Below are 25,071 nucleotides of genomic sequence, written 5' to 3'. Positions count from 1 at the left end.
TATAGTTAACCTTTTAGTTACATTTGAGGAACTAATTGTCAACATAGCGCATGGCTCCGCGCCGACAATAGGGGGGCGCGGGTTGCGGTTCCGAAGTGTGATTGTCGGCGTCGTTTCAGCAATTAACACCATAAAATCCGCGACGCTTAGCAAACGAACGGTTGCGGATTACGTTTTCTCTGCCGCTTTGCGGTAAAGCCTTCTGGGATGACCGATATTGCCATACAGCATTTCGATGCTGATTAACCCACTTTCCACGCAGTATTCCAGATAACGGCGGCCCGTGGTTTTGCTGATCCCGACGTATTCCACCACCTCTTCCACCGACATTGTTTTTTCGGGGTGTTCCGCAAATAAACGCTTAATACGGTCCAGGGTGTGAGGCTCAATACCCTTTGTGGACGGGGTCTGCGAGGTCTCCGCGGCGGGGAGGTTAAACAGGCGATCCAGCGCATGCTGGTCGACAACCTTCACCTGCTGCACGGTGTGGATGAAACGCATAAAACGCTCCAGCGAGGCGTGCAGACGCTGGAAAAAAACGGGCTTAATCAGGTAGTCAAACGCGCCGCTGCGCATGGCATGGCTACAGGTCTGCATATCGCTGGCTGCGGTGATAAAGATCACCGAGCATTCATAGCTTTTCAGGAGCGGGTTATCGATTAACGCCACGCCTTTACCGTCCGGGAGATAATTGTCCAGCAGTATCAGCCTCGGCTGATGCTGGCGTATCAGGTTACACGCCTGCTCAATCGACGCGGCAATGCCCACCACGCGCAAATGGAAATTTTGCTCGATATACTCGCGATGCAGTTCCGCCAGGTGCGGCTCATCCTCAACAATCACAACATCAAGTGCTCGGGTCGTGGTCATGCGTTAGCCCTGTCGAACGGGGAGTGGATTGGGAATAAACACAGAGAATATCGTGCCTTGAGGAGCGTTATCCGTTATCTCAATGCTGCCGCCCGCCTTGTTGATATAGCCTGCCACCAGAAACAGGCCAATACCGTGCTCTGTGCCCACAATGTCGTTCTCGCTTTCCGGCTTACTGCTGAATCCCTGGCGGAAAAGATGCGGTTTCATCGCCTCATCCACCCCGCAACCCCGATCGGCCACCTCTATCAGCAACTCCTGGTTGCGATCGGAAATGTAAAGCTCTACAGGTGCGGGAACCGGGGCTTTCAGGGTGGCGTCAACGGCGTTATCCAGCAGGTTGCCAATCACCGACACCAGCTCCGTTTCCGTGATGCTGGCAGGCATGCGGGTGAGCTGGCAGGCGGGATCAAACTGCAGTTCAACGCCCTTTTCCCGGGCGCTGACATATTTCCCTAGCAGCAATCCGCACAGGGCCGGCGAGACAAAATGGGCTGAGACGAAGTCCAGCACGCGCTGCGCTCCTTCTGACTGTGCCTGGATGTAACGGATCGCCTCGTCATAGTGTTTCATCTGCAGCAACCCCACCAGCGTGGCGGTCCAGTTCAGCTGTTCATGACGCATAATGCGCAGGTTATCCGCATAGCGTTTAATCTGGCTTAGCTGGCTGCTGAGAGTGTTGATATCATTCTTGTCGCGAAAGCTATAAACCCAACCGCTTTCAACACCAGGTTCAACCTCAATCGCCACGCGGTTCACAATCACCTCGCGCTGGTTAAGCACCGCAATCTGGTCGTGGCTGCCGCGGCTAACCGAGGCGTAGCGCTGAGATAAAAAACCGGGGGACGTTTGCAGAACGTCTTCCAGCGGTTTGCCGATAAGCGCTTTCTCACTTTGATGAATATCCAGCATCTCTCTGGCGGCACGGTTAATTAAAATCAGCTGCTTTTCTTCATTGACGGCAAATACCCCTTCATACATTGCTTCCAGCAGCGCGCGTTGCTGTAAGACCAGTTGCGCAATATCTTTTGGCTCAAGGCGGAACATCTGCTTTTTAAGATTGCGGGTAAACAACCAGGAAAAAATAAACAGTAACAGCAACAGACCCATACCGTATAACCCGGACTGCCAGAGAATACGCGCATTGATATTCGCAATGTACGACGTCAAATAACCGACCGAGACAATCCCAATCACCTGATGCTGCGCATTAAAGATGGGCGCTTTGCTGCGCAGTGAAACCCCAATCCCACCCTTACGCACCGAAATAATTGTTTTGCCTTGTAATACCTCCGCATTATCCCCGCCGATCATCGGTAAATTGATGCGTTCCGGTGATTCTGAATGATAGAGATGCTGTTCCCGGGTATCGCCAATGACAATATAACTGGCATCACTTTCGGCCCGTATAGGCTGAATTAAACGGGCGATGGCGGGGATATTTCTGGCCGCGACGTTTTCCGCCAGACCCGGCATCAACGCGATTTCGCTGGCCTGAACCCGGGCGCGCTGGCCGAGATCGTGATGCAATTGCCGGTCAATAAAATGAAACAGGATGGTTCCCAGCAGAACTAACAGCAGGCAGGAGAAGCACACCAGCGCTAAAAAAAGTTTTACCTGAAAAGAGAGTCTGCGTTTCATACGACCTGACGCGGGGAGTCTGATTAGAGCGGTCTGCGCAGACTGACATGAGGAAATGGGGGATGCAATCTGGCGAAAACAGAGTTGTGACCTGGCTTTTCGTTTTGGGGGTTATAGCTATCAGGATCGCGTAAGGCTATGCTTCATTCAGCACCCGAATAATTACAGAGGCAATGTCGTGGATAAAGCGCTACTGGATGCAGGCTACCGGGCCTATACCGGAGAGAAAATTGACGTTTACTTCAACACCGCGATCTGCAAACACTCAGGAAATTGCGTGCGCGGGAGCGCTAAGCTCTTCAACCTGAAACGTAAACCGTGGATTATACCGGATGAAGTGGACGTCGAAACGGTTGTACATGTGATTGATACCTGCCCGAGCGGTGCGCTGAAGTATCGCCAAAAATAAGCGAGGAACCATGGATATTCTGGAAGGCCATAACAAGTTTTACGTCAACGATGCTGACGGTAACCAGGTTGCAGAGATTGTCTTCGTACCGACCGGTGAACATCTGAGCATTATCGAGCACACCGACGTGGATCCGAGCCTGAAAGGGCAAGGTGTGGGTAAACAGCTGGTGGCAAAAGTGGTCGCGAAGATGCGCGGTGAAAACCGAAAAATTATCCCGCTATGCCCGTTTGCCAAACATGAGTTTGATAATACGCGGGAATATGACGATATTCGGGCGTAGAAACACACCGGCGATGGCCGGTGTTTTTTCATCTGATCTGTTCAAACAGCAGCACCACCGCAATCACTACCATCATTCCCCCTGATGCTCTGCTCACCAGACGCGCGGCCTGCGGGCGGGTGGCCAGGATGGCTTTTGAACCGTATCCCACCAGCAGATAGACCAGCGTACAGGTGATGAGGTGTAGCAAGCCCAGCGCGGACATCTGCATCGCAACCGACCAGCTTCCCTTCGGGTCAGTAAATTGTGGAAGCAGGGCCAGGAACAGCAAAAAAACTTTCGGGTTAAGGCCGCTGATACATAATCCCTTCACCGCCCACTGTTTCCAGTTTGCCGCCGAGGTTGTGGCGCTTTCCGGTGCGCCAGGAGCGCGTAACAGTGAGATACCAAGCCACAGCAAGTAAAGTGCTCCCGCTATCGTCAGCCCGGATAATGCCAGCGGATGTTGCGCCATCATGACGCCCACGCCCGCGACCACAATCAGTGTCGCCAGCAGATGCCCGGACATGAGGCCCATCACTGCGGGTACCACGCGCCGCCCGTGGATGCCGGCGCTAATGGCGTAAGCCCAGTCGGCGCCCGGCGTCATGATGAGCAGGAAAGACACCACCCAAAACCCAGCCACAATACTCATTTCCATCGTCTGTAAAACTCCAGAATTTCACCCGTCAACAGGGAGAAAGCATATCGGTATCCGGACGAAATGAGTTTTCAATGTTATGCTCAAAAGACGGTGAAATTGACAAAATCTTCCACATGGACAGCATTGATCGAAAAATTCTTGCGCAGTTGCAGGCTGATGGCCGTTTATCTCTTACGGAGCTGGCTGAACGGGTGAACCTGAGCCTCTCGCCGTGTCACCGGCGCGTGCGGGCACTGGAGCAGAGCGGGGCCATTACGGGATACCGGGCCAGTCTCGATCCCGCCAAAATGGGGTTTAACTTTCTGGCGATCGTGTTTGCAACGCTGAAAGAGGGCGACAGAAAAGCGGTGAGCGCCTTTGAGGAGGCGGTGGAAGAGATCCCGCAAATTGTGCTGGCGCAGCGTTTATTTGGCGATCCTGATTATCTGATGCACGTCGTGACCCGCGACCTGCCGGCTTTTCAGAAACTCTATGATGAGAAGCTCTCTGCGATGCCCGGCGTTCAGCATCTTCGCTCAACGCTGGTCATGAAAACGGTCGTGCAGGACAGGCCGTTTCCGCTCGACATCTCAGGGCGTGACGAATAACGCGCCCGGCAGAACGCCGGGCGCAGGGGCGTTTAGCCTACAAACATCACTGACACGCACAGTACGCCAACGATCAGCGTCAGCAGGTTGCCGACAGATCGGTACGGTTTCAGGGACGGGATCAGGTACGTCGACAGCGTCGGCATGATAAACAGGATCATGGCGATAAGCGGACCGCTGATGGCATAAATCATCGAAATGGCATTCGGATTAATGCAGCACACCGCAAAGGTGATTAACGACACCCCCATGATGGAGATCGCGCGGTTAAAGGCGCGGCTCTTTTTCACGCCCACCTGGTTCAGCGATGACTTCACAATCTCCGTCGCCCCTTCGATCACCCCAAAATAGGTGCCGAGGAACGATTTCGACATGGCGATAATCGCCACAATAATCCCGGAAATCCCCAGCCATGCCGGAGAAGAGGGCATCATCGACAGCGCCGACAGAATGGTTACCCCTTCCTGTTTTGCCGAAACGATATAGGACGGTGGAATAGAGAGCAGGCAGCTGAACACGAAGAACAGCACGCTCAGGCAGATAATCAGGTACGCCACCTTCATGATTTTCTTGCACTTGTCCATGGCGGCGTCGCCAAACTTCTCACGGCGGTCAACGGCAAACGTCGAGATAATCGGCGTATGGCTGAAAGCGAATACCATCACCGGGATCGAAATCCAGACCTGATGCAGCGTATGGCGGTCAAATGCCATCTGGCTTGTGAGCAGCGCGGGTTGCCAGCTTCCGGTCAGATAGAGCGAGACAAACAGAAAGTAGGCGATCAGCGGAAACACCAGGAAGCCCATCACTTTTATGGTGATATGCCGTCCCATCAGGAAGATCAGATTTAACACCAGCACCACGCCAAAACTGACCAGCACGCGAACGGCGGTATCCACCGTCATGTGTTTTGCCAGCTGCTCAGTTAACGAGTTGGTGATGGCCACTGCATAAATCTGCACCACCACGAAGAAGGCGATGAAATAGAGCGTGGTGATCAGGTTGCCTATCTTCCTGCCGTAATAATGGGAGACGGCGCCGGTGATCCCTTCATTGCCTTTTGTTTTCGACGACAGGATGAATTGTGCCAGCGCGCGGTGCGGCCAGTAGGTTAATGGGTAGGCCACAAGGGCAGTGATAAACAGGACGATAGCGCCTGCGGAGCCCAGCTGAATGGGCAAGAACAGCGTTCCTGCGCCCACGGCCGTGCCATAGAGAGCGAAACTCCAGAGAGTCTCATCTTTTGACCAAATTTTCGACATTAGAGCAACGTATCAACTATCAAACCAACAGAATGGAGCGCAATTTACCATAATTATGGGTTGAGAGCGCAGCTGCTTCGAAGGAGTTTGGCCGGAGCGGGCGTCCGGCCAGAGGGAATTAGCCTGCGAGGGCGCGTCGCTGCTGGCGACGTTTAAGGAATTTCTCGCGCAGCGTATCGTAAGCCCAGTTATAGAACATGGTGTACGGCAGGAAGAACAGGAAGAAACCAATTTCCAGTGTGAATGCCTGCAGCAGCGTGACGCCCAGCACCGCGGCGACTATCGACACGCCGATCACAATAAACCCGCATTCGAATCCCAGCGCATGCAGTGCGCGGATTTTTGCCGTGCGTGTGATGCGGTGAACCGGCCAGAAACGGTCGAAGCCGACGTTATAGATAATGTTCCAGAGCATGGCCGTGGTTGCCAGGATAATGGTCAATCCACCCATCTCCACCACGGAACGTTGCATAAGCCACGCCGCCGTCGGGGCGAGGATCGCCGTGGCAATCCCTTCGAAACAGACGGCATGAAAGATCCGCTCCGGCAGTTTACGTTGGAGTGCATCCTGATGTTGCATAGTTTTTGACCTCGTGAATACGCATTTTGGCGTTGATGCGGCCTATTGTTATCGCTAAAGGTGATATATTAAAGATGGTATCCATCGATAAAGTAGATAGTGCATGCGTTATTCACCTGAAGCCCTTACCGCATTCGTTGAGACCGTTGCGGCGGGCTCTTTTTCTGCCGCCGCGCGTCGGTTACGTAAAAGCCAGTCGACCGTGAGCACATCCATCGCCAATCTTGAAGCCGATCTGGGCTTCGATCTGTTTGACCGTTCGGCCCGTCAGCCGGTGTTAACAGCGCAGGGCGAACAGGTGCTGGGTTATGTGCAGGCGATCCTCGCGGCCAGCACGCGGCTTGACGAGCTGGCGGTGTCGTTAACGGCACAAACGGAGGCGCGCCTGACGTTTGTTCTTTCCGATACCCTCAACCCGGACGTGCTGGAAGACCTGATGAACCAGTTCGACCAGCGCTTTCCCCATACCGAATTTGAATGCCTGATTGGCGAGGAAGAGGACGTTATCGATCTGCTGCAGAAGTCGCGTGCGCAGGTTGGTCTCACGGAAGCGCGTGACAGTTATCCGACCGATATTGGGTTTACCCGGTTGCCGATACAGACCCGGATGGCAATCTATGTCGCGACCAACCATCCTCTGGCCGGGCAGCAAGAAATCCAGGCCGATGAGCTGCACGGCTGGCGGGAATTGCGGCTCAGCACCTATCTGGAGCGGGAGGCAACGCTCGCACGCGGACCCGTCTGGTCGGCACCCAACTACCTGTTACTGCTGAGTATGGCGGTTCAGGGGTTTGGCTGGTGCGTGCTGCCGTGCGCGCTGGTGGATGAATTTGCCGCCGCGAAATCGCTGGTGCAGCTGAATGTCCCCGGCTGGCCACGGGCGATCGGTATCGATCTGCTCTGGAATAAACGATCCCCTCCCGGCGTTGCCGGAAGCTGGCTGCGGCAGTATCTGCAGGATGCGCGCTAATCCTTGTGATTAAACTCACTATTTTTAAACAATTAAGATAATTGCCAATAACAATCCACTACTATCGTCATGTCATTTAACACAGAGGTTGTGATGAAAGATGTCGTTATAGTGGGTGCGTTGCGTACGGCTATCGGCTGTTTTCAGGGGGCGCTTGCACGCCACTCGGCTGTTGATTTGGGCAGCGTAGTGGTGAAAGCGCTGGTGGAACGCAGCGGGATTGCAGCACATGAAATTGATGAGGTGATCCTGGGACAGGTGCTGACCGCCGGTGCCGGGCAAAACCCTGCCCGTCAGGCGGCGCTCAAGGGTGGCCTGCCCAATACCGTCTCCGCTATCACCATCAACGACGTCTGTGGCTCAGGGTTAAAAGCGCTGCATCTGGCGACGCAGGCCATTCAGTGTGGTGAAGCGGATGTCGTGATTGCCGGCGGACAAGAAAATATGAGCCGGGCACCACACGTGCTGACCGACAGCCGTACCGGCGCGCAGCTGGGCAACAGCCAGTTGCTCGACAGTCTGGTGCATGACGGTCTGTGGGATGCGTTCAATGACTATCATATGGGCGTGACGGCGGAAAATCTGGCACGTGAGTATGGTATCAGCCGTGAGTTGCAGGACGCTTACGCGTTAAGCTCGCAGCAAAAAGCGCGCGCGGCGATTGATGCCGGGCGCTTTCGGGATGAAATCGTCCCGGTCAGCACGCAGCGTCAGAACGGTGAGGTTGCCGTGGTGGATACCGATGAGCAGCCGCGCACCGACGCCAGCGCTGAAGGGCTGGCGAGGCTCAATCCTGCGTTTGAAACTCAGGGCTCAGTGACGGCGGGAAACGCCTCCTCCATTAATGATGGCGCTGCGGCCGTGATGATGATGAGTGAAAGCAAAGCCCTCGAGCTGGATCTGCCCGTCCTGGCCCGCATTAAGGCATTTGCCAGCGTGGGTGTTGATCCTGCGTTAATGGGTATCGCCCCGGTTTATGCTACCCGTCGCTGCCTGGAACGCGCAGGGTGGCAACTCTCTGATGTGGATCTGATTGAAGTCAACGAGGCCTTTGCCGCACAGGCAATCTCGGTTGGCAAAATGCTGGAATGGGATCCCCTGCGGGTAAACGTGAACGGTGGGGCAATCGCACTGGGTCATCCTATCGGCGCGTCCGGTTGTCGAATTCTGGTATCGCTGGTGCATGAGATGAAAAAGCGCAATGCCCGCAAAGGCATTGCGACGCTCTGTATCGGTGGTGGACAAGGTGTCGCCCTCGCCATTGAACGCTAAAATCCGCCCGCATAAAAGAGCCTCCCTTCAGGAGGTTTTTTTTACATAACGTATGACGAATTAACCGTTATTAGCACATTCTCACTCTGTTATTGAATAATTACGGCCTTAATTATTATCGTTGTTAATGTCTTAGTGTGATCCCCCTCCGATAATTTCACGCTAATACACCCTGTTTGTTGATGGGTGTCACGTCCATCTTTGCCAAAAAAAATGAAACAAATAATTACGATCTTTGTCACTAAAATAATGTTCTTTAAAAAATAAACTTCAGTTTCATAAATAAGAAACATTATTTCAGTTGAGGGTTTTTTCATGTTTAAGAAATCTCTGGTCCTTACTTCCCTTATCGGTACGTCCTTCATGGCTCAGGCCGTTACCGTCGATCTGCGCCATGAATATATCGACAGTGGTGCCAATGCTGACCGTATCTCGGTCTCACATCGCTTTGCTAACGGGGTCGGTTTTTCTGTAGAAGCTAAATGGAAATCCGGCGGTGATAAAGCCGACCAGCCGTTTGCGGATGTGGTGGGTAACGGGCATGAAGATCAAATTAGCTGGCGCTGGAAAGCGACTGAGAATATTGCACTGACGCCGGCGTTTACCCTTGAAAGTAACGACAGCCGCACAATATATAAACCGAATCTGCATCTGCAATATAGTTTCGACAACGGCTTCTACGTTGCCGCGCGTTATCGTTATGAATATACCCGCTACCCGTCAAGCTCGAATAAAGATGACGACAAAGTTAACCGTGGTGATGCCTGGGTTGGCTGGGTAATGGGTGACTGGCGTACCGAACTCAATTATGTTTATGCGAAGAGTTCTGAAGGTATGGTTCGTAATAATAACAAAGATTATTCCAACGAATATAACGCCAAGCTGGCGTATAAATGGGATAAAAACTGGGCACCGTATGTTGAAGTGGGTAACATCGGCGTGAAAGACACCGATGAACGCCAGACCCGCCTTCGTTTAGGCGTGGCCTATTCTTTCTGATATCACGTTATTCCGATGAACATTGCCGGGTAGCGCCAGTGCCTACCCGGCTTACCCATGTCTGATAAGCGCCGCCCAACGGGCAAAAGCCCACTGAAAAAAAAGCCCTCCGAAACGGAGGGCAAGGCCAGTTACAGAAACACAAACTCAAATCATGCATGCAACATTTCAGGTTGCTCAGGAAGTTTCGCGATATAGAGGGCGGGTTGACCGTCTTTATCGGAACTGAACAGCACCGCTTTCTCGTCCGGAGTAAAGGAGGGATGCGGGTGGGTGACCTGGCGGCTATTTGCCACCGTTGCCCAGGAGGTGTCGTGACGGGCAATGCGGAAGTAGCTTTTTTTCGCCACGTCAAAGGCGTACAGATACGGATCGTTATCGATGGTGTAACCGTGCGTATCCTTCACATCAACCGGCGTGCCTGAACCGTCGCCCACCAGCAGGGAGCCATCAACGTTGCTCATCAGATGGGAACAGGCGGGCATTGGCATGACTGCCTCATTGACGCCCGTATCCGGATTGAAGCTGCAGATGGTGCGGCCCTTTTGGCCCTTCAGATAAGAGACATACACAAGGGCAGAACCGTTCGGCACCCAGAATTCATGGGTACAGCTTTCGCCTTCCGCATGCGTTTTCACTTTGCGCACGTGCGTACCATCTTCGTTGACCAGCCACATGCGGGCGTCAACCAGGTCGTGCGGCCCTTCATGGCAAAACGCCACCGTGTTGTCATCAAACGGACGATAGATAGGGTGGCCAAGCCAGTTTTTCTCTTCGTGGATTGTGGTGCTTAAACCGGTTTTCAGATCCACCCGCAGCAGTCGACAGTGCGGCCCCTTATGGAAGAAGTCGTGGAAAATTTTCCAGTCGTTGAGCGGCATCCAGTCACGTCGGGCAATTTCTATCCCAACCAGTTTGGTGCAGTCGCTGTTGGCGACCCAGGTACCGTAACCAACCCAGTCATCGGGGACACGGTACACCTCCCGTTCTACCAGGGTATGGAGATCCACCTCCAGCAGCGTGCGGTCGTTCTTCACATAGTAGAAGGATTTATCATCCGGAGAGAGGAACCCGCCAAAGGTATTATCCCCCGCGCCTTCCGTCAGCTGTACCGCTTCGGCCTTCTGCAGATCCAGCAGGTAGTAGTTCCAGTGACCGTCAAACGCTCCTGCGAACAGCAGGTGGCTGCCATCATTAAAGAAGCACTTCTGGTAGAAGTAGTTGCGGTGACAGGTCACGTCGGGTGGGGTCAGGCGGGTGACTTCCACGCCTGTATCCGGATCGTGGCTGACCTCGTAGTTCAGCTTGACCCGCATACCTTTAGCCATAATGCACTCCTTTGAACGATAAAAGTAGATTAAAAAGTGAGTATTAAATTATCAAAACAATGTTTCATTATGTGTGACTGATGGCGCACTTTGTCTGTTTCATTGGCGAGATTAATGTCTGGCTCTCTTTATCGTGATCCGAACGCCATTTCTGGTATAAACAAACAGAAAAAATGAAACGTTGTTTTAAATGTAATTGAAAACCCCCTTCTCTGGGGCTAGACTGTGCTCATCATGAAAACGGAACGTCGTTTCGTTAATTTTCTGCCTGCGGGCACGATCATTTCTGGAGGTTACGGTGGACGTCAGACAAAGCATCCACAGTGCGCACGCCAAAACGCTGGATACTCAGGGGCTGCGCAATGAGTTTTTAGTCGAGCAGGTGTTCGAGGCCGATAAGTACACCATGGTCTACAGCCATATCGACCGTATTATCATTGGCGGGATTATGCCGGTGACGCAGACCGTCTCCGTGGGCGGTGAAGTGGGTAAACAGCTTGGTGTGAGCTATTTCCTTGAGCGTCGCGAGCTGGGCGTGATTAACATCGGTGGCCCCGGCACCATCACCGTAGACGGACAGTGCTATGAGATAGGTCATCGCGACGCGTTGTATGTCGGTAAAGGGGCGAAAGAGGTCGTGTTCGCCAGCATCGACAGCGGTAAACCGGCGAAGTTTTACTACAACTGTGCGCCCGCACATACCCCGTATCCCACCAAAAAAGTGACCCCGGCGGATGTCGCCCCGGTGACGCTGGGTGACAACCTCACCAGCAACCGTCGCACCATCAATAAATACTTTGTTCCGGATGTGCTGGAAACCTGCCAGCTCAGCATGGGGCTGACCGAGCTTGCTCCGGGCAACCTGTGGAACACCATGCCGTGCCATACCCACGAGCGCCGTATGGAAGTGTATTTCTACTTCAACATGGACGAGGACGCCTGCGTGTTCCACATGATGGGGCAACCGCAGGAAACGCGCCATATCGTGATGCATAACGAGCAGGCGGTGATTTCGCCGAGCTGGTCTATTCATTCGGGCGTAGGCACGAAAGCGTACACCTTCATCTGGGGTATGGTCGGTGAAAACCAGGTCTTTGATGACATGGACCACGTCGCGGTTAACGATCTGCGCTAGCCGCAGGCAGTTAAGCATAAACCTGCCTGTTGGTGACAGGCGCTGAAAGATTAAGGAACAAACATGATTCTGGATGCATTTTCTCTGCAGGGTAAAGTGGCTGTGGTGTCCGGTTGTGACACCGGACTGGGCCAGGGTATGGCGTTAGGGCTGGCGGAAGCGGGCTGCGATATCGTCGGGATTAACATTGTTGAGCCTACTGAAACCATCGAGCGCGTCACCGCGCTGGGGCGTCGTTTTCTGAGCCTGACCGCCGATCTGCGTAAAATTGACGCCATCCCTGAACTGCTGGATCGCGCGGTGGCGGAATTCGGCCATATCGACATTCTGGTGAACAATGCCGGACTGATTCGCCGTGAAGACGCGATTAATTTCAGCGAGCGTGACTGGGACGACGTGATGAACCTGAACATTAAGAGCGTGTTCTTTATGTCCCAGGCGGCGGCGAAACATTTCATTGCCCAGGGGAAAGGCGGCAAGATCATTAATATCGCCTCTATGCTCTCCTTCCAGGGCGGTATCCGCGTGCCGTCTTATACCGCATCCAAGAGCGCGGTGATGGGCGTTACCCGTCTGCTGGCAAACGAGTGGGCGAAGCACAACATCAACGTCAACGCGATTGCGCCGGGGTACATGGCGACGAATAATACTCAGCAGTTGCGTGCTGACGAACAGCGTAGCGCGGAAATCCTCGACCGTATCCCGGCAGGCCGCTGGGGCCTTCCGGACGATCTCAAGGGGCCGATCGTGTTCCTGGCCTCTCCGGCATCCGATTACATCAACGGCTATACCGTGGCGGTCGATGGCGGCTGGCTGGCGCGTTAATTGCGTATTCCGTCTTAAACCTCTGCCGGTGGGTGGAGGTTTTTTTTGCCTAAAAATTGCCATTATCCATATGGCTCAAGACGAAAAATCCATACTAAAAAATCATAAATGATATGCATCACAGTTTTATTGCTTAAAAATTAAATGATTAATAAAAACTGGCGGTATTTCATCGTTAGTTGAAATTGTAATGTCCATCACAGATCGCTATGCCACAGCGAAATAATCCATATTTTCGCGAATTACGGCCTGACACTTTTCCGCGCTATCTCGTAATTTCAGTTAACGAATTTCGCTGTTCAGGCAGGAAAATATGACATCTATAAATGACTCTACCCTTATGCCCGCCGCGTTGCGTGATACCCGACGCATGAATCAGTTTGTCTCCATCGCGGCTGCAGTGGCCGGTTTACTGTTCGGTCTGGATATTGGTGTGATCGCCGGGGCGCTGCCCTTTATCACCGATCACTTTACGTTGAGTAACCGCCTGCAGGAGTGGGTGGTCAGCAGCATGATGCTGGGTGCGGCCATCGGCGCGCTGTTTAACGGCTGGCTTTCGTTCCGCCTCGGGCGCAAATACAGCCTGATGGTGGGGGCGATTCTGTTTGTCGCCGGCTCTATTGGGTCAGCATTTGCCACGAACGTGGAAATGCTGCTGCTCTCCCGCGTGCTGCTCGGCGTGGCGGTGGGGATTGCCTCTTACACTGCGCCGTTGTACCTCTCCGAAATGGCGAGCGAGAACGTGCGCGGCAAGATGATCAGTATGTACCAGTTGATGGTGACGCTGGGTATCGTGCTGGCGTTTCTGTCTGACACTTATTTCAGCTACAGCGGCAACTGGCGCGCGATGCTGGGCGTGCTGGCGCTCCCGGCGCTGGTGCTGATTGTTCTGGTGATTTTCCTGCCAAACAGTCCGCGCTGGCTGGCGCAAAAGGGCCGTCATGTGGAAGCGGAGGAGGTGCTGCGGATGCTGCGTGATACCTCAGAAAAAGCACGTGAAGAGCTGAACGAGATCCGCGAAAGCCTGAAGCTGAAGCAGGGGGGCTGGGCGCTGTTTAAGATCAACCGCAACGTACGTCGCGCGGTGTTCCTCGGCATGTTGCTGCAGGCGATGCAGCAGTTCACCGGGATGAACATCATCATGTACTACGCGCCACGTATCTTCAAAATGGCGGGGTTCACCACCACGGAACAACAAATGGTTGCCACGCTGGTGGTGGGGCTGACCTTTATGTTCGCCACCTTTATCGCGGTGTTCACCGTGGATAAAGCCGGACGTAAACCGGCACTCAAGATTGGCTTTAGCGTCATGGCGCTCGGTACGCTGATCCTTGGCTACTGCCTGATGCAGTTTGATAACGGCACGGCCTCAAGCGGTCTTTCCTGGCTCTCTGTTGGCATGACCATGATGTGTATTGCCGGATATGCGATGAGCGCTGCGCCCGTCGTGTGGATCCTGTGTTCCGAAATTCAGCCGCTCAAATGCCGTGACTTTGGCATCACCTGTTCCACGACCACCAACTGGGTGTCGAACATGATCATCGGCGCGACCTTCCTGACGCTGCTGGATTCAATTGGCGCGGCAGGAACCTTCTGGCTCTATACGGTTCTCAACGTCGCGTTTATCGGGGTCACGTTCTGGCTGATCCCTGAAACCAAAGGCGTCACGCTGGAGCATATCGAGCGCAGGCTGATGTCCGGCGAGAAGCTGCGTAATATTGGCGTGTAATCTGTTGCCGGGTGGCGAAGAGGCCACCCGGTTTTCGTTAGCGCATCGCGCGTTTCAGAATACGTTCAGCCTGACGCTGGAAGTCAGCGGCGGTCTCTTCCACGGATTTCTGTCCATAATCGATGTACTGCAGAGAGGTGCCGAACTGGGCCACAATCTGCGGATCGTCAAAGTAAGGTGACACGGAAAGTTTGGCCGGCAGAGACTGCGCCAGACGCAGCCCCGCAACCGACGGATCGCTCTCTTTGATGGTGCCGTCTTCGGTCAGGAACTGCACCGCGGCTTTACTCAGCGGCACGCCACGCTCCAGACCCAGCGTGTCTACTCCCTCTTTGCTGTTCAGCAGGAAGTTAATCAGTTTCGCCGCCGCTTCCGGGTTTTTGGTGGATTTACCAATCGAGAGCATCTGCGCCGGTTTGAAGAAAAGGCCCGCATCGGTTGCGCCCGGCAGCATCGGGTAACTGCCCAGCACCAGTTTTGCCGGTGGCTTCAGGTTATCGGAATACTTGTTGATGGTGGAGTTCCACATGTAGGTTCCCGCCCATTCTCCCTGGATCCACGGCTTCATCTCATACATGTTGCTCTTACCAAACGACGCATAGTATTTGGTGTCCGGCATGACGTGGCTATCCACCAGCATTTTGTAGGTCTGGAAGAATTCCACCCACTGCGCTTTGCTGTAGGCGAACTTCTTGGTTTTCTCGTCCACGGCAGGGATGTTGTACTTCTGAATCATGTACGAGTTCAGCAACGCCAGCGTGTCCTGATGCTCCAGCACGACCGGGTAGTACTGCTTGCCGAGTTTACTCTCGAAGGTTTTACCCGCCGCCATTAGCTCGTCCCAGGTTTTCGGGTATGCAATACCGGCTTTTTTCCAGGTCTCGTCGTTGAAGTAGAACACGCGTGCGGTGACGGAGATCGGAATGCCGTTCAGCTTGCCGTTGATGGTGGTGGACTGAAGTTCTTTGGGATCGAACTGGGTCAGGTCGATCACGTCTTTCATTTTGTTCAGGTCGTAGAACCCGTCACCGGTTTTCGAGAAGATTGGCAGCCAGTTCCAGTTGGTCTGCATCACATCCGGCTCGGTGCCGCCCGCAATTTGAGTGGTCAGGCGGGAGAGGTGCCCATCCCAGCCGGTGTACTCTGCTTTAACGTTGATATCCGGGTTCTGCTTATGGAATTCCTCCAGCGCTTTCAACGTCACCTGATGGCGGCCATTACCGCCCCACCAGGACATGCGTAATTCGACATCTTGCGCCATCGATGGCAAAGCGGTAAGGCCCAGCGTCGCGGAGATTGCTGCGCTTAAAAGCACTTTTTTCATTTTTATAAACTCCATCAGAGAGAGAGGTTCTGTTCAGTTTTTGCGTCAAAAATATGACATTTATTCATATCAAATTTGAAATACACCTTGCGATGAAGGCCTTTATCAATCATGGGTTTAGCTTCATCAGAAGGAATTCTGGCGGTCAGTTCGTAGTCTGCAACCTTCAGATAGACGAAGAATTCGTGGCCCATGTTTTCCACGCGAACCATTTCGCCACTGCAGCCCCCGTCAACGAATGGTGCGTCGGAGAGGGAAACGAATTCCGGACGTACGCCGTAGTAAATGGCCTGCCCGGCATAAGCGGAGACTTTCTCCTGCATCCCGGCGTTCAGCGGCATGGTTTCATTGCCGATGGCGATGTGCAGTTTCCCGGCGCTTTCCACCAGCTGGCTTTGACGAATATTCATCTCCGGCGCGCCGATAAAGCCTGCCACGAACATGTTTTTCGGCTTGTGGTAGAGGTTGTCCGGGGTATCAACCTGCATGATGTGGCCGAGCTTCATCACGCAGATGCGGTCGCCCATGGTCATCGCTTCGGTCTGGTCGTGGGTGACGTAGACGGTGGTCGCCGGTTTACCGGATTTCTTCAACTGCTTGTGCAGATCGGAAATACGAATGCGCATTGAGGCGCGTAGTTTGGCGTCGAGGTTTGACAGCGGTTCGTCGAACAGGAATACATCCGGCTTTTTCACAATCGCACGGCCTACCGCCACGCGCTGTGCCTGGCCGCCGGAAAGCTGGCGTGGCAGGCGGTCGAGTAACTCTTCCAGCTCAAGGATTTTGGCCGCTTCGTTGACCTGAGATTCAATCTGATCTTTTGGCAGTTTGCTCAGCTTCAGACCAAAGGCCAGGTTTTCGCGCACCGTCATGTGGGGATAGAGCGCGTAGTTCTGGAACACCATCGCAATCCCGCGCTCTTTCGGCGCGAGGTTGTTCACAATCTTATCGCCGATGCGGACTTCACCCCCACTGATGGTTTCCAGGCCGGCCAGCATGCGCAGGGTGGTGGATTTGGCGCAGCCGGAGGGGCCGACGATCACCATGAACTCTCCTTCAGCGATTTTCAGGTCAATGGCATGTACCGCTTTAAAGCCGTTGGAGTAGACCTTTTCCAGTTTGTTGAAGATAACTTCAGCCATAATATTTCCCTCTTAACCTTTAATTCCGCTGCTGGTGACGCCCTGGACGAAGTAGCGCTGTGCCAGGAAGAAGACAATGATGGATGGCAGAATGGAGATGCTCGCCATTGCCAGAATTTCGTTCCACGGCGCCCCTTCGGTGACGTCGATGGACATTTTCAGAGCCAGTGCAATCGGGTATTTATCCACGCTGTAGACATAAATCAGCGGCCCGATAAAGTCGTTCATTGACCACATGAACTGGAACAGGGCGACGGAGATAATGGCCGGTTTCAGGATCGGCACCACCACGTACCACAGCACCTGAAGCGAGTTACAGCCGTCAATTTGCGCCGCCTCCTCCATGTCACGCGGCACGCCGCGCAGGAACTGGATAAGCATGAAGACGAAGAACCCCTGGGTAGCGAAGGCCAACGGCAGGTACAGCGGCATATAGCTGTTGAGCATGCCCATTTCACGGAACATCAGGTACTGCGGGATCAGCAGCACGGTGCTGGGGAGCAGCATGGTGGTGATGAGGGTAGCGAACCAGAATTTCTTCCACGGGATTTCAAAGCGCGCAAAGCCGTACGCCACGATGGTGGAGGAGATAATGGTCAGGATCACTTTCGGGATCACATACTTAAAGGTGTTCAGCATGTAATGGCCGAAGTTGTATTCGGTACCGGTTTTCCAGCCATTCACAAAACCGTCCCAGGTCGCATGGGCAGGCCACAGGCTGAGAGTGGTGAAAATCTCGTGGTTCGGTTTGAACGACGCCGAGAACATCCACACCAGCGGATAAAGCATCAGCAGGCCGACAAACAGCAGGATCACGTAGCGCACAGCGGCGTTAATTTTCTCTCTGCGCAGCGTGCGGGCGACTTCACGCTCGGCAATCGTCCTCGCCGTGGAAAGTTGTTGGATATCAGCCATTTTTGCCTCCTTTATCGGCGGAGTAGAACACCCAATATTTCGATGACTTAAAGGCGATACCGGCAAAAATGGCCACCACCAGGAACAGGATCCACGCCAGTGCTGCGCCGTAACCCATGTCAAAGTATTTGAACGCGGTGTCGTAGATGTAGAGTGAGAACAGGTAAGTGGAATACGTTGGCCCGCCGCCGGTAATGACATACGGTCCGGTAAATTCCTGGAACGCCTGGGTGGTCTGCATAATGAAGTTGAAGAAAATCACCGGCGTGATCAGCGGCACGGTCACTTTCGTGAACATCTGCCATTTGGATGCCCCATCGATCATCGCAGCTTCATACTGCGACTGCGGTACGTTTTGCAGCGCGGCCAGGAAGATGACCATCGCGGAACCGAACTGCCAGACGCGCAGCAGGGTGACCGACATCAGGGCCAGCGAGGGCTCCCCCAGCCAGTTCACCGGGTCAAAACCAAATACGCCAATAAAGCTGTTCAGCAGACCATCAATGGCAAAGAGCGCGCGCCACAAAACAGCAATGGCCACGGAGCTGCCGAGGATCGACGGAATATAGTAGGCGGTACGGAAGAATCCAATACCGCGTAATTTAAAGTTCAGAACAAACGCAATCCCTAATGCAAAGGCGAGCTTCAGGGGAATGGTCAGAAATACATACGCAAACGTCACTCCCATTGATGTCCAGAAGAGCGTGTCTTCCGTAAACATGTAGCGATAATTTTCTATGCCGTTAAATACCGGCGGGCTCATCAGGTCGTAATCCGTAAAACTCAGGAAAAACGATGAGACGAAGGGGAAAGCCGTAAAGAGTATCAACCCAATGATGTAGGGTGATATCCACGCGAGCCCCAGCAGCTTGTTTTCATTCATACTTACCTACCTGGTAATCAATGGTTTAAAACGGAATCTGCGTCTGTAACAACCTTTCAGGCTGTCGAAACCGAGCCTGAACGGCGATATTCTGGGTAATACGTGTCACGGTTACTTCATGTCACTTTGTTTTATAAGACTTTTTCCGATTTCATCGTTGAGCGAAACGCCTGGGTTTCAATACGGTAGAACTCGTGTTCCTGGATAATAAAACGCCGTTTTATTTTATATTATTGCTATTTGTTTCTGCGTCATTCGCTTAATAGCGGAAATGTGATCAAAGTCGAAACGGTGTTTCAATAAGGTGATGAGGATGGCATTTTTGCGCTATTTCAGGCGTTCAAAGAAGAGAGAGGAGGGCGGGGCGGAAAGAACCGGATGATTAATAAAGACAATACCGTGGAGAAACTAACTACTAATTCTGATAGCAGGTCTACAGCTGGATCATTCTTTCGTTCAGATAATTCTTACTTTCTTGTATCATCGGACCACTGTAACCAATCAGGCAGAAATGGTCTGCACCCTCAAAAGAAGAATGGCTATGTCAGCAATGGATTTCAAAAAAAATACGGATCTCGACTTCCCCCATTACGCGGCCCCGGCAGTCAGTTCCAAAGAAATTGACCTTCTGGGACTGTTAGAAGTTCTTCTGGCGGCAAAAAAACGTATCATCGTGATTGCCTTCGCATTCGCACTGGTTGGACTGGCCATCGCGTTCTTACTGCCACAAAAATGGACCAGTAAAGCGGTGATCACACCGGCGGAACAGACGCAGTGGAACCCGCTGCGCCAGATGATGGTCGCCCTGCAGGTGCTCGACGTGGACGTGAAAATTACCCGTCCGGACGTGTTTAACCAGTTTATTAAAAAGTTCCAGTCGCAGTCGTTGCTTGAGGAGTACATGAAATCCTCACCTTACGTGATGGCACAGCTGGAAGGCACTGATGTGGATCCGCTTGAGCTGCATCGTGCGGTGGTCAATATCTCCGAAAAGATGAAAGCGGTAGATAACACCCTGGCAAAAGACGCGGATAAAGCGCCGTACGTCTCGTGGACATTGAGCTTCACCGCGCCGACGGCGGGGGATGCGCAAACGGTTCTTAAAGGTTATGTGGATTACATCTCGCAGATTGTTGAGCAGGAAACCATGGAGAATATCCGTAACCAGATCACCCTGAAAACCAAAGTGGTGGAGCAGCAGCTGGAGCTGGATCGGGTACGTCTGACGAATGTTCACAACACCAATCTGCAGCGTCTTAACTATTCTCTGGAAGTGGCCAACGCGGCGGGTATCAAAAAGCCGGTCTACAGCAACGGTCAGGCGGTTAAAGACGATCCGGATTACTCCGTCGCGCTCGGTGCCGACGGTATCGCGCAAAAACTGCAGATTGAAAAAAATCTCAAGGACATCGCTGAGCTGAACGCAGACTTCCAGAACCGGGAATACTACCTGGCGCAGCTGAAAAAGCTGTCTGTCGAAGACGTCAAACTTGAACCGTTCAAGTATCAGCTCTCTCCATCCATGCCGGTGAAAAAAGACGGTCCGGGCAAAGCCCTGATTGTGATCCTGGCGGGACTGCTGGGCGGGCTGTTTGCCTGTGGCAGCGTATTACTGCGTGAGGCCATGCTCAGCCGCAATCCTCTGGTCGAGCCTGTGACGGAATAAAAAACGCAGACGAGAAGGGCGCTGTCATCAGCGCCCTTTTTTTATTTCAAAAAATCCTCACGTACCGGCGTGAAGGTATCCAGCAGCGTGCCGGGTTTAAGACACACGCAGCCGTGCATCACATGTGGCTTTTTGTAGAGGGTATCCCCGGCCGTCACCACATGTTTTTCATCTCCAATCGTGAACTCAAACTCGCCGGACAGCACATAGGTTAACTGTTCATGAGGATGGTTATGCAGTGGGCCTGTCGCGCCCTGTTCAAAATTCACCTCCACCGCCATCATTTTACCGCCATGGGCAAGAATACGGCGCGTCACGCCGTTCCCCAGATCGTCAAGCGTGGTCTCGTTGTGGAAAATAAACATATCGTCTCCCCGGAATGTATTAAAACAATGTTTCATTTAATTTATATCACCAGGGTTTAAAAAGAAACGACGTGACAAAGAACTGGAAACACGATCACAAGTTTGCTTCACTGGGATAAACACATAAGGAGGGATGATGAAAACGATCGGCCTGTTAGGGGGGATGAGCTGGGAATCGACAATCCCCTATTACCGCCTGATTAATGAAGGGGTGAAGCAACGTCTGGGGGGCCTGCATTCTGCCAGCCTGCTGCTGCACAGCGTAGATTTCCATGAAATCGAAGCCTGCCAGTCGAGCGGTGAATGGGATAAAGCCGGGGAAATACTGGCCGAGGCCGCGCTGGGGCTGGAGCGTGCGGGAGCAGCGGGGATTTTGCTCTGTACCAACACCATGCATAAAGTCGCGTCCCATATCGAAGCGCGCTGTTCGCTGCCCTTCCTGCACATTGCCGATGCAACCGGGCGGGCCATCACCGCAACTGGATTACGTCGTGTGGCGCTGCTGGGAACGCGCTACACCATGGAGCAGGATTTTTACCGCGGTCGGTTGAGCAGCCAGTTTGGCATTGAAAGCCTGATCCCGGATGAGGCAGACCGGGCCCGCATCAACCAGATTATCTTTGATGAACTCTGCCTCGGCACCTTTAGCGAATCATCCCGGGCATATTACGTCAGCGTGATTGAAAAACTCGCGCAGCAGGGGGCGGAAGGGGTGATCTTCGGCTGTACGGAAATCGGTTTACTGGTGCCGGTTGAGCAAAGCCCGATTCCGGTCTTCGATACCGCCGCGATTCATGCCGCCGATGCCGTGGAGTTTATGCTGTCATAAACTTTGCCGATCGGATAAACGAAGCGCCACCTGACGGGCATGGGCTATCAGGTGCTCCGTAAACGCCTCCACCAGCGCTGAGACCGGGCGATGGAGGGGGCGGATCAGGCTCACGGTGAACGGGACTGACAGGCTAAACGGGCGGATGACAATATCGCGCCCGGCGTAATCCAGCGCCGTCAGTGGATTCACCACCGAAACGCCCACCCCGGCGCGCACCATGGCGCAAATGGAGGCCGCACTGTGGGTCTCGACCACCATCCTGCGCTTCACCTGATGCTCAGCAAACAGTGAATCCAGCAGCTGCCGGTAGCTGTCGGTTTGTGACAGGCTAATGTAGTTCTCACCGTGAAAATCCGCTGGCGTCAGAATCTGCTTGCGGGCAAGCGGGTGCCCGGCTGGCAGCACGCACACCTCATCTAAAGAGAGCAGTTCCGTGCGTTCCGTTCCAGCGGGCGTAGAGAGGGTTTCGGTCAGGCCTAAATCATGGCGCTGTGCGGAGAGCCACTCCTCAAGCAGCGGTGACTCCTGCGGGACAATCGTGAGATTCACCTCCGGATATCGGGCCAGAAAAGGCTGGAGCAGCGTCGGCAAAAAAGACTGTGAAAAGACGGGCAGGCAGACAATCGATAGCTCGCCCTGCCGAAACTCGCGCAGGCTTTCCGCCGCACTGACAATGCGATCCAGGCCGTACCATGAGCGCTGCACTTCCTCGAACAGGCGCAGCCCCTGTACCGTCGGGTGAAGCCTGCCCCGGGTGCGTTCGAACAGCTTCAGTCCCAGCACTTTCTCGAATCGCGCCAGCTCGCGGCTGACCGTTGGCTGCGAGGTATGGAGCATCTGCGCAGCCTCGGTGAGGTTGCCCGTGGTCATCACGGCGTGAAAAATCTCGATATGGCGTAAATTGACGGCGGGCATAGGTCACCTGAATACAAAGAACTGTCCATATCATTTTTGCATAGACTCGCGATAAAACGATATTTTTTATTCTGTTCCTGCTGTGGCGTAATCATAAAAAAATGTCACCCCGGAGAAAGACCATGCCACGCCCGCTTAACCAGACTGATACCGATTTGAATGCCGAAAACCTGCTACGCCTGCCTGCCGAGTTTGGCTGTCCGGTGTGGGTCTACGACGCGCAGATTGTTCGCGAAAAGATTGCTGCCCTGCATCAGTTTGACGTGGTGCGTTTTGCCCAGAAGGCGTGCTCCAATATCCACATTCTGCGTCTGATGCGTGAGCAGGGTGTGAAGGTCGACTCCGTCTCCCTGGGGGAGATTGAGCGCGCGCTGGCGGCCGGGTTTGATCCGAAAGCCGATCCTGACGCGATTGTGTTTACCGCCGATGTGATCGACGACGCCACGCTTGCTCGCGTCCATGAGCTGCAGGTGCCGGTAAACGCCGGGTCCGTGGATATGCTGGAACAGCTTGGGCAAGTTTCTCCGGGCCACCGCGTCTGGCTGCGCGTGAACCCTGGCTTTGGTCACGGTCATAGCCAAAAAACCAATACCGGCGGCGAAAACAGCAAGCACGGTATCTGGTATGCCGATATGCCCGCTGCCATGGACGTACTGCAGCGTTACAATCTGAAGCTGGTGGGCATTCATATGCACATCGGCTCCGGCGTGGATTACGCGCACCTTGAGCAGGTCTGTGGCGCAATGGTGCGCCAGGTGATCGAGTTTGGTCAGGATCTGGAGGCGATCTCCGCCGGGGGCGGTCTTTCCATTCCCTACCGTGAAGGGGAAGAGGCGATCGACACCGATCACTATTACGGCCTGTGGAGCGCCGCGCGTGACCAGGTCGCCGCGCATCTTGGTCATGCCGTGAAGCTGGAAATTGAGCCGGGTCGTTTCCTGGTGGCTGAATCCGGGGTGCTGGTGGCGCAGGTTCGCAGCGTGAAAGAGATGGGCTCGCGCCACTTTGTGCTGATTGACGCCGGCTTTAACGATCTGATGCGCCCGTCAATGTACGGCAGCTATCACCACATTTCGGCTCTGGCTGCCGATGGCCGCGATTTAACTCACGCGCCGCGTATCGAGACGGTTGTCGCGGGCCCGCTGTGTGAGTCTGGTGATGTCTTTACCCAGCAGGAAGGGGGGAAAGTGGAAACCCGCGCGCTGCCGGAAGTTAAACCAGGCGACTATCTGGTGCTGCACGATACCGGTGCCTACGGGGCGTCAATGTCCTCAAACTACAACAGCCGCCCGCTGCTGCCAGAAGTGTTGTTTGATAACGGCAAGGCGCGGCTGATCCGCCGCCGCCAGACCATTCAGGAACTGCTGGCGCTGGAACTCGTCTGAGTGAAGTACGGCCCCGTCGTGACCGAGTCGCGTAATACCAGCGTACCGGTGAACGGCGGGATCGCGTCGACCGGTTGGTTTTTTGCCAGCCGGATCGCCTGATCGATAGCCGTAACGATCATATTGTCGATAGGCAGGTAAACCGACGAGAGCGCAGGCTCCAGCCATTTCGCGCATGGGGCATCGTCAAAGCCAAACAGGGAAATATCCTGTGGGATCCGCAGCCCCGCCTGGTGTAGCGCCTTGGACGCACCCAACGCCATATCATCGTTACAGGCAAACAGAGCGCTAAACGCTATACCGTCGGCAATCAGCTCTTTGCAGAGCTCATATCCTCGCGTCATTCCCGCATCGCCATACTTAATCCGCCGCTCGTCCAGACGAATACCGTGCTTTTCCAGCGCCTTACGGTAGCCCATCAGCCTCGCTTTCCCGGTTGGCGTGTGGATCGGGACGGTGATACAAGCGATCTCCCGGTGGCCCTGGTTGATCAGGTAATCCACGGCCTTAAAGGCGGCATCCTGCTGTTCGAAGAACACGCAGCGATCGGGCGCCTGGCTGACTTCACGGTTGATGACCACCAGCGGGGTTTGCACCGAATGGATCAGCTTCATGATCGCTTTTTCGCTCATGTAGCGGGTGTAAAGCACGATGGCATCGCATTTGCGATCGGCCAGCATTTGTACCGCCTGCTCTTCCTGCTCCGGGGCGTCGTGACCATCCGTGACGATCAGCTGCTTGCCGTGGGTTTCCGTCTGTCGGGAGGCCTGCTGAAGAAGACGACCAAAGTAAAAACCATCAAAGGTAGAGACCACCAGACCAATGCTGTTGCTGGTCTGGTTTGCCAGCGAACGCGCAAGAAAATTTGGGCGGTAGCCCAGCTCTTCCATCGCATTAAACACCTGCTGACGCGTACTCTCTTTAACCTGACCTGTGCCGTTCAGCACGCGCGATACCGTGGCTTTCGACACGCCCGCGCGCAATGAGACATCCAGCATTGTTGCCATTAGACATTCCTGATTCCACGTAACGATCTGCAGTTTAACACAGACCATCCGGTGCATAAGCGATGCGGGAAGGGCAAAACTTCCAGCACGATCACGCTTTTAGG

General features: G+C 53.9%; 25 protein-coding genes. 12 read left to right on the top strand and 13 right to left on the bottom strand.

Annotated elements, in window-relative coordinates:
- Positions 1-168: 168 nt before the first annotated feature.
- Positions 169-870, bottom strand: a complete 702-nt coding sequence (locus JTA15_RS13370) for a response regulator (RefSeq protein ID WP_193152310.1) — start codon at positions 868-870, stop codon at positions 169-171.
- Between the two features lie 3 nt (positions 871-873).
- Entirely contained in the window at positions 874-2,511 is a 1,638-nt protein-coding gene (locus tag JTA15_RS13365; protein ID WP_032678909.1) for a sensor histidine kinase, read from the bottom strand.
- A gap of 178 nt (positions 2,512-2,689) precedes the next feature.
- On the opposite strand from JTA15_RS13365, the gene yjdI reads away from it, so the two are divergent.
- Both yjdI and JTA15_RS13355 read left to right on the top strand, forming a co-directional pair.
- A complete protein-coding gene (yjdI, locus tag JTA15_RS13360; protein WP_020883756.1) occupies positions 2,690-2,920 on the top strand; it encodes a 4Fe-4S mono-cluster protein YjdI in 231 nt (76 codons plus the stop codon).
- A 10-nt stretch (positions 2,921-2,930) separates the two neighbouring features.
- Positions 2,931-3,203, top strand: a complete 273-nt coding sequence (locus JTA15_RS13355; RefSeq protein ID WP_014171484.1) for a GNAT family N-acetyltransferase — start codon at positions 2,931-2,933, stop codon at positions 3,201-3,203.
- A gap of 28 nt (positions 3,204-3,231) precedes the next feature.
- Here the strand turns inward: JTA15_RS13355 and JTA15_RS13350 are convergent, their stop codons facing one another.
- Positions 3,232-3,843, bottom strand: a complete 612-nt coding sequence (locus tag JTA15_RS13350; RefSeq protein ID WP_032680350.1) for a LysE family translocator — start codon at positions 3,841-3,843, stop codon at positions 3,232-3,234.
- A 116-nt stretch (positions 3,844-3,959) separates the two neighbouring features.
- On the opposite strand from JTA15_RS13350, the gene JTA15_RS13345 reads away from it, so the two are divergent.
- Positions 3,960-4,433, top strand: a complete 474-nt coding sequence (locus JTA15_RS13345) for an Lrp/AsnC family transcriptional regulator (protein WP_032670215.1) — start codon at positions 3,960-3,962, stop codon at positions 4,431-4,433.
- A 32-nt stretch (positions 4,434-4,465) separates the two neighbouring features.
- On the opposite strand, the gene JTA15_RS13340 is transcribed toward JTA15_RS13345, so the two are convergent.
- Positions 4,466-5,695, bottom strand: a complete 1,230-nt coding sequence (locus JTA15_RS13340; RefSeq protein ID WP_032678908.1) for an amino acid permease — start codon at positions 5,693-5,695, stop codon at positions 4,466-4,468.
- Between the two features lie 118 nt (positions 5,696-5,813).
- Positions 5,814-6,275: a multidrug/biocide efflux PACE transporter gene (locus JTA15_RS13335; protein ID WP_014171480.1), complete on the bottom strand. Its 462-nt coding sequence runs from the start codon at positions 6,273-6,275 to the stop codon at positions 5,814-5,816.
- A 103-nt stretch (positions 6,276-6,378) separates the two neighbouring features.
- Between JTA15_RS13335 and JTA15_RS13330 the strand changes: the two genes are divergently transcribed.
- The 3 genes from JTA15_RS13330 to JTA15_RS13320 all read left to right on the top strand — a co-directional run bounded on the left by JTA15_RS13330 (position 6,379) and on the right by JTA15_RS13320 (position 9,516).
- Positions 6,379-7,245, top strand: coding sequence for a LysR family transcriptional regulator (locus JTA15_RS13330; RefSeq protein WP_014171479.1), 867 nt, complete (start codon positions 6,379-6,381; stop codon positions 7,243-7,245).
- Between the two features lie 93 nt (positions 7,246-7,338).
- Entirely contained in the window at positions 7,339-8,517 is a 1,179-nt protein-coding gene (locus JTA15_RS13325; RefSeq protein ID WP_020883759.1) for an acetyl-CoA C-acetyltransferase, read from the top strand.
- Positions 8,518-8,832: 315 nt separating this feature from the next.
- Positions 8,833-9,516 carry an oligogalacturonate-specific porin KdgM family protein gene (locus tag JTA15_RS13320; protein ID WP_219372392.1) on the top strand — a complete coding sequence of 228 codons (684 nt, stop codon included), beginning with the start codon at positions 8,833-8,835 and terminating at the stop codon, positions 9,514-9,516.
- A 152-nt stretch (positions 9,517-9,668) separates the two neighbouring features.
- Here the strand turns inward: JTA15_RS13320 and JTA15_RS13315 are convergent, their stop codons facing one another.
- A complete protein-coding gene (locus JTA15_RS13315) occupies positions 9,669-10,844 on the bottom strand; it encodes an oligogalacturonate lyase family protein (protein WP_219372391.1) in 1,176 nt (391 codons plus the stop codon).
- 298 nt (positions 10,845-11,142) lie between these two features.
- On the opposite strand from JTA15_RS13315, the gene kduI reads away from it, so the two are divergent.
- The 3 genes from kduI (at position 11,143) to JTA15_RS13300 (ending at position 14,533) form a co-directional block, all read left to right on the top strand.
- A complete protein-coding gene (gene kduI, locus JTA15_RS13310; protein WP_032680355.1) occupies positions 11,143-11,979 on the top strand; it encodes a 5-dehydro-4-deoxy-D-glucuronate isomerase in 837 nt (278 codons plus the stop codon).
- A gap of 63 nt (positions 11,980-12,042) precedes the next feature.
- Positions 12,043-12,804 carry a 2-dehydro-3-deoxy-D-gluconate 5-dehydrogenase KduD gene (gene kduD, locus JTA15_RS13305; protein ID WP_014171473.1) on the top strand — a complete coding sequence of 254 codons (762 nt, stop codon included), beginning with the start codon at positions 12,043-12,045 and terminating at the stop codon, positions 12,802-12,804.
- A gap of 295 nt (positions 12,805-13,099) precedes the next feature.
- On the top strand, positions 13,100-14,533 hold the full coding sequence (locus JTA15_RS13300; protein ID WP_226777985.1) for a sugar porter family MFS transporter: 1,434 nt from the start codon (positions 13,100-13,102) through the stop codon (positions 14,531-14,533).
- Between the two features lie 37 nt (positions 14,534-14,570).
- Here JTA15_RS13300 and JTA15_RS13295 read toward each other — a convergent pair whose 3' ends face one another.
- From JTA15_RS13295 to JTA15_RS13280, 4 genes are read right to left on the bottom strand one after another with little or no spacing between them, the layout of a single operon-like run.
- On the bottom strand, positions 14,571-15,857 hold the full coding sequence (locus JTA15_RS13295; RefSeq protein ID WP_086532911.1) for an ABC transporter substrate-binding protein: 1,287 nt from the start codon (positions 15,855-15,857) through the stop codon (positions 14,571-14,573).
- A 14-nt stretch (positions 15,858-15,871) separates the two neighbouring features.
- Positions 15,872-16,999 carry an ABC transporter ATP-binding protein gene (locus JTA15_RS13290; RefSeq protein WP_014171470.1) on the bottom strand — a complete coding sequence of 376 codons (1,128 nt, stop codon included), beginning with the start codon at positions 16,997-16,999 and terminating at the stop codon, positions 15,872-15,874.
- Positions 17,000-17,011: 12 nt separating this feature from the next.
- Complete coding sequence (locus JTA15_RS13285; RefSeq protein ID WP_025203331.1) at positions 17,012-17,914, bottom strand: carbohydrate ABC transporter permease; 903 nt, start codon at positions 17,912-17,914, stop codon at positions 17,012-17,014.
- Positions 17,907-18,797, bottom strand: a complete 891-nt coding sequence (locus JTA15_RS13280; RefSeq protein WP_014171468.1) for a carbohydrate ABC transporter permease — start codon at positions 18,795-18,797, stop codon at positions 17,907-17,909. Before JTA15_RS13280 ends, JTA15_RS13285 begins: the two co-directional genes overlap by 8 nt.
- 541 nt (positions 18,798-19,338) lie before the next feature.
- Here JTA15_RS13280 and wzz(fepE) point away from each other — a divergent pair.
- Positions 19,339-20,463 (top strand): LPS O-antigen length regulator Wzz(fepE), encoded by a 1,125-nt coding sequence (wzz(fepE), locus tag JTA15_RS13275; protein WP_073396462.1) that lies wholly within the window; start codon positions 19,339-19,341, stop codon positions 20,461-20,463.
- A 41-nt stretch (positions 20,464-20,504) separates the two neighbouring features.
- Here wzz(fepE) and JTA15_RS13270 read toward each other — a convergent pair whose 3' ends face one another.
- Complete coding sequence (locus JTA15_RS13270) at positions 20,505-20,828, bottom strand: cupin domain-containing protein (RefSeq protein WP_020883766.1); 324 nt, start codon at positions 20,826-20,828, stop codon at positions 20,505-20,507.
- A 136-nt stretch (positions 20,829-20,964) separates the two neighbouring features.
- On the opposite strand from JTA15_RS13270, the gene JTA15_RS13265 reads away from it, so the two are divergent.
- A complete protein-coding gene (locus JTA15_RS13265; RefSeq protein WP_219372390.1) occupies positions 20,965-21,657 on the top strand; it encodes an aspartate/glutamate racemase in 693 nt (230 codons plus the stop codon).
- On the opposite strand, the gene JTA15_RS13260 is transcribed toward JTA15_RS13265, so the two are convergent.
- A complete protein-coding gene (locus JTA15_RS13260; protein WP_014171464.1) occupies positions 21,652-22,575 on the bottom strand; it encodes a LysR family transcriptional regulator in 924 nt (307 codons plus the stop codon). The genes JTA15_RS13265 and JTA15_RS13260 overlap by 6 nt on opposite strands.
- A gap of 122 nt (positions 22,576-22,697) precedes the next feature.
- Here JTA15_RS13260 and lysA point away from each other — a divergent pair, with 122 nt between their 5' ends.
- Complete coding sequence (gene lysA, locus JTA15_RS13255; RefSeq protein WP_219372389.1) at positions 22,698-23,960, top strand: diaminopimelate decarboxylase; 1,263 nt, start codon at positions 22,698-22,700, stop codon at positions 23,958-23,960.
- On the opposite strand, the gene JTA15_RS13250 is transcribed toward lysA, so the two are convergent.
- On the bottom strand, positions 23,930-24,967 hold the full coding sequence (locus JTA15_RS13250; protein ID WP_032678896.1) for a LacI family DNA-binding transcriptional regulator: 1,038 nt from the start codon (positions 24,965-24,967) through the stop codon (positions 23,930-23,932). The genes lysA and JTA15_RS13250 overlap by 31 nt on opposite strands.
- Positions 24,968-25,071: the final 104 nt, after the last annotated feature.

Source organism: Enterobacter sp. BIDMC 29, assembly GCF_019378755.1.
Classification (GTDB): domain Bacteria; phylum Pseudomonadota; class Gammaproteobacteria; order Enterobacterales; family Enterobacteriaceae; genus Enterobacter; species Enterobacter ludwigii.
This window is presented reverse-complemented; position numbering and strand designations above follow the sequence as displayed.

Excerpts from the sequence above, each read along its gene's own strand:
- JTA15_RS13370 (WP_193152310.1), bottom strand. The coding sequence starts at position 870 with ATGACCACGACCCGAGCACTTGATGTTGTGATTGTTGAGGATGAGCCG.
- JTA15_RS13365 (WP_032678909.1), bottom strand. The coding sequence starts at position 2,511 with ATGAAACGCAGACTCTCTTTTCAGGTAAAACTTTTTTTAGCGCTGGTG.
- JTA15_RS13355 (WP_014171484.1), top strand. The coding sequence starts at position 2,931 with ATGGATATTCTGGAAGGCCATAACAAGTTTTACGTCAACGATGCTGAC.
- JTA15_RS13350 (WP_032680350.1), bottom strand. The coding sequence starts at position 3,843 with ATGGAAATGAGTATTGTGGCTGGGTTTTGGGTGGTGTCTTTCCTGCTC.
- JTA15_RS13345 (WP_032670215.1), top strand. The coding sequence starts at position 3,960 with ATGGACAGCATTGATCGAAAAATTCTTGCGCAGTTGCAGGCTGATGGC.
- JTA15_RS13340 (WP_032678908.1), bottom strand. The coding sequence starts at position 5,695 with ATGTCGAAAATTTGGTCAAAAGATGAGACTCTCTGGAGTTTCGCTCTC.
- JTA15_RS13335 (WP_014171480.1), bottom strand. The coding sequence starts at position 6,275 with ATGCAACATCAGGATGCACTCCAACGTAAACTGCCGGAGCGGATCTTT.
- JTA15_RS13330 (WP_014171479.1), top strand. The coding sequence starts at position 6,379 with ATGCGTTATTCACCTGAAGCCCTTACCGCATTCGTTGAGACCGTTGCG.
- JTA15_RS13325 (WP_020883759.1), top strand. The coding sequence starts at position 7,339 with ATGAAAGATGTCGTTATAGTGGGTGCGTTGCGTACGGCTATCGGCTGT.
- JTA15_RS13320 (WP_219372392.1), top strand. The coding sequence starts at position 8,833 with ATGTTTAAGAAATCTCTGGTCCTTACTTCCCTTATCGGTACGTCCTTC.
- JTA15_RS13315 (WP_219372391.1), bottom strand. The coding sequence starts at position 10,844 with ATGGCTAAAGGTATGCGGGTCAAGCTGAACTACGAGGTCAGCCACGAT.
- kduD (WP_014171473.1), top strand. The coding sequence starts at position 12,043 with ATGATTCTGGATGCATTTTCTCTGCAGGGTAAAGTGGCTGTGGTGTCC.
- JTA15_RS13295 (WP_086532911.1), bottom strand. The coding sequence starts at position 15,857 with ATGAAAAAAGTGCTTTTAAGCGCAGCAATCTCCGCGACGCTGGGCCTT.
- JTA15_RS13290 (WP_014171470.1), bottom strand. The coding sequence starts at position 16,999 with ATGGCTGAAGTTATCTTCAACAAACTGGAAAAGGTCTACTCCAACGGC.
- JTA15_RS13285 (WP_025203331.1), bottom strand. The coding sequence starts at position 17,914 with ATGGCTGATATCCAACAACTTTCCACGGCGAGGACGATTGCCGAGCGT.
- JTA15_RS13280 (WP_014171468.1), bottom strand. The coding sequence starts at position 18,797 with ATGAATGAAAACAAGCTGCTGGGGCTCGCGTGGATATCACCCTACATC.
- JTA15_RS13270 (WP_020883766.1), bottom strand. The coding sequence starts at position 20,828 with ATGTTTATTTTCCACAACGAGACCACGCTTGACGATCTGGGGAACGGC.
- JTA15_RS13265 (WP_219372390.1), top strand. The coding sequence starts at position 20,965 with ATGAAAACGATCGGCCTGTTAGGGGGGATGAGCTGGGAATCGACAATC.
- JTA15_RS13260 (WP_014171464.1), bottom strand. The coding sequence starts at position 22,575 with ATGCCCGCCGTCAATTTACGCCATATCGAGATTTTTCACGCCGTGATG.
- lysA (WP_219372389.1), top strand. The coding sequence starts at position 22,698 with ATGCCACGCCCGCTTAACCAGACTGATACCGATTTGAATGCCGAAAAC.
- JTA15_RS13250 (WP_032678896.1), bottom strand. The coding sequence starts at position 24,967 with ATGGCAACAATGCTGGATGTCTCATTGCGCGCGGGCGTGTCGAAAGCC.